This window comes from Aquimarina muelleri DSM 19832 (assembly GCF_000430665.1).
GTDB classification, from domain to species: Bacteria; Bacteroidota; Bacteroidia; order Flavobacteriales; family Flavobacteriaceae; genus Aquimarina; species Aquimarina muelleri.
Genome location: NZ_AUML01000082.1, coordinates 1 through 3706, shown reverse-complemented (window position 1 = coordinate 3706; position 3706 = coordinate 1). Strand labels below are relative to the sequence as shown.

Annotated in this window: 2 tRNA genes and 2 rRNA genes; all 4 read left to right on the top strand. The window is 45.0% G+C overall.

What is annotated here, in order from left to right:
- A 16S ribosomal RNA gene (locus tag H527_RS0118505) occupies positions 1-1450 on the top strand; the annotation flags it as partial.
- A 197-nt stretch (positions 1451-1647) separates the two neighbouring features.
- Positions 1648-1721, top strand: a tRNA-Ile gene (locus H527_RS0118500).
- 234 nt (positions 1722-1955) lie between these two features.
- Positions 1956-2029, top strand: a tRNA-Ala gene (locus tag H527_RS0118495).
- Positions 2030-2247: 218 nt separating this feature from the next.
- Positions 2248-3706, top strand: a 23S ribosomal RNA gene (locus H527_RS0118490); the annotation flags it as partial.

The following is a 3706-nucleotide window of genomic DNA, read 5'->3' as shown; positions in this document are numbered from 1 at the left end:
AACAGGTAGCTTGCTATGCTGACGACCGGCGCACGGGTGCGTAACGCGTATAGAACCTACCTTATAGTAAGGGATAGCCCAGAGAAATTTGGATTAATACCTTATAGTATTGGACTGTGGCATCGCAGACTAATTAAAGATTTATTGCTATAAGATGGCTATGCGTTCTATTAGCTAGTTGGTATGGTAACGGCATACCAAGGCTACGATAGATAGGGGTCCTGAGAGGGAGATCCCCCACACTGGTACTGAGACACGGACCAGACTCCTACGGGAGGCAGCAGTGAGGAATATTGGACAATGGAGGCAACTCTGATCCAGCCATGCCGCGTGTAGGAAGACTGCCCTATGGGTTGTAAACTACTTTTATAGAGGAAGAAACGACATTACGTGTAATGTTTTGACGGTACTCTACGAATAAGGATCGGCTAACTCCGTGCCAGCAGCCGCGGTAATACGGAGGATCCAAGCGTTATCCGGAATCATTGGGTTTAAAGGGTCCGTAGGCGGGTTTGTAAGTCAGTGGTGAAAGTTTTCGGCTCAACCGGAAAATTGCCATTGATACTGCAAGTCTTGAATCATTGTGAAGTGGTTAGAATGTGTAGTGTAGCGGTGAAATGCATAGATATTACACAGAATACCGATTGCGAAGGCAGATCACTAACAATGTATTGACGCTAAGGGACGAAAGCGTGGGTAGCGAACAGGATTAGATACCCTGGTAGTCCACGCCGTAAACGATGGTTACTAGCTGTTTGGACTTCGGTCTAAGTGGCTAAGCGAAAGTGATAAGTAACCCACCTGGGGAGTACGTTCGCAAGAATGAAACTCAAAGGAATTGACGGGGGCCCGCACAAGCGGTGGAGCATGTGGTTTAATTCGATGATACGCGAGGAACCTTACCAGGGCTTAAATGTAGATTGACAGGTTTAGAGATAGACTTTCCTTCGGGCAATTTACAAGGTGCTGCATGGTTGTCGTCAGCTCGTGCCGTGAGGTGTCAGGTTAAGTCCTATAACGAGCGCAACCCCTGTTGTTAGTTGCCATCGAGTCATGTCGGGAACTCTAACAAGACTGCCAGTGCAAACTGCGAGGAAGGTGGGGATGACGTCAAATCATCACGGCCCTTACGTCCTGGGCCACACACGTGCTACAATGGTAGGTACAGAGAGCAGCCAGTGGGTGACCACGAGCGAATCTATAAAGCCTATCACAGTTCGGATCGGAGTCTGCAACTCGACTCCGTGAAGCTGGAATCGCTAGTAATCGGATATCAGCCATGATCCGGTGAATACGTTCCCGGGCCTTGTACACACCGCCCGTCAAGCCATGGAAGCTGGGGGTACCTGAAGTCCGTCACCGTAAGGAGCGGCCTAGGGTAAAACTGGTAACTGGGGCTAAGTCGTAACAAGGTAGCCGTACCGGAAGGTGCGGCTGGAACACCTCCTTTCTAGAGCATTGCCGAATAGATTTATCTATTCATATAGGCAATCAAGAATGATACGAAGGAATGTATCTTTATCGTTTTTAGTTTTTAAGCTGTCGATTAATTTATTTAGTATTGAGTACAGAGTATTAAGTATTAAGTATAGGAGATTTTAGATTTTTGATCTAATTACTCAATACTAACTACTCACTACTATAAACAGTCTCATAGCTCAGCTGGTTAGAGCGCTACACTGATAATGTAGAGGTCGGCAGTTCGAGTCTGCCTGAGACTACGAAGTCGAAAGACAGGCGAGAAGTTTATCCTGAGTTTATCGAAGGGAGTCTGTGTAAGATTACGAAAATAAGTCAAGGTGTATGTTTTGGGTATAAAGTTATTAATTTTTATATTTTAGAATTACATTTTACACGTTCATTGATTATATAATTGAAAGGAAATTTTAGAAGTTGAGAATTCATTACTTCATCATTCGAGATTCTGAATTCGACATTTGGGATTTTAATAGACGGGGGGATTAGCTCAGCTGGCTAGAGCGCCTGCCTTGCACGCAGGAGGTCATCGGTTCGACTCCGATATTCTCCACGATTCTTTAGATATTAGTAAAGATAGTTTTTAAAACACAGGATTCATAAAAGAATACGTTTTAACTACATTATTATTAGTATTGTTTACGAGAAAAAAGTTCATTGACATATTGATTTAAAAATACGAGCACATATTAATAATATGTGATAAAAAAAGAGGGATATTATCTTTTTAGATAGTATCCAAAAACTAAAAGAGCAAATTAAAGCAAGACGCATAAGCTAATTAAGGGCGTATGGGGAATGCCTAGGCTCTCAGAGGCGAAGAAGGACGTGATAAGCTGCGAAAAGCTACGGGGACAGGCACATACTGATTGATCCGTAGATATCCGAATGGGGCAACCCGGTATGTTGAAGACATATCATCCAGCAATGGAGGCGAACCCGGAGAACTGAAACATCTAAGTACCCGGAGGAGAAGAAAACAAAAGTGATTCCGTTAGTAGTGGCGAGCGAACGCGGATTAGCCCAAACCTATTTTGTTACGGCAAAATGGGGGTTGTAGGACTACGATATAAGAAGTGTAATGAATTAGAATTGGTTGGAAAGCCAAGCCAAAGACGGTGATAGCCCGGTATAGGTAAAGCGCATGGATTTAGTAGTATCCTGAGTAGTGCGGGGCACGTGAAACCCTGTATGAATCTGGCGGGACCATCCGTTAAGGCTAAATACTCCTGAGAGACCGATAGTGAACCAGTACCGTGAGGGAAAGGTGAAAAGAACCCTGAATAAGGGAGTGAAATAGATCCTGAAACCATACGCTTACAAGCGGTCGGAGCCTGTTAAGGGTGACGGCGTGCCTTTTGCATAATGAGCCTACGAGTTACTTTTACTAGCAAGGTTAAGTTGTTCAGCAACGGATCCGTAGCGAAAGCGAGTCTGAATAGGGCGTTATAGTTAGTAGTAGTAGACGCGAAACCGTGTGATCTACCCTTGGGCAGGTTGAAGCTTTGTTAACCCAAAGTGGAGGACCGAACCCGTTGACGTTGAAAAGTCTTGGGATGACCTGAGGGTAGGGGTGAAAGGCCAATCAAACTCGGAAATAGCTCGTACTCCCCGAAATGCATTTAGGTGCAGCGTTGGTATAGTTTTATAGAGGTAGAGCTACTGATTGGATGCGGGGGCTTCACCGCCTACCAATTCCTGACAAACTCCGAATGCTATAAAATGTTTACCAGCAGTGAGGGCATGGGTGCTAAGGTCCATGTCCGAGAGGGAAAGAACCCAGACCATCAGCTAAGGTCCCAAAATATATGTTAAGTTGAAAAAACGAGGTTGAACTGCTTAGACAGCTAGGATGTTGGCTTGGAAGCAGCCATTCATTTAAAGAGTGCGTAACAGCTCACTAGTCGAGCGGTTCGGCATGGATAATAATCGGGCATAAACATATTACCGAAGCTATGGACAGATTAATCTGTGGTAGGGGAGCATTGTATTCAGCGTAGAAGGTAAGGGGCGATCCTTTCTGGAGCGTATACAAAAGAAAATGTAGGCATAAGTAACGATAATGCGGGCGAGAAACCCGCACACCGAAAGACTAAGGTTTCCTCAGCTATGCTAATCAGCTGAGGGTTAGTCGGGACCTAACGCGAACCCGAAAGGGGTAGTGGATGGACAACAGGTTAATATTCCTGTACCTGCTCACGCTAAAAGTGACGGAGGCGAATAGTTAGTG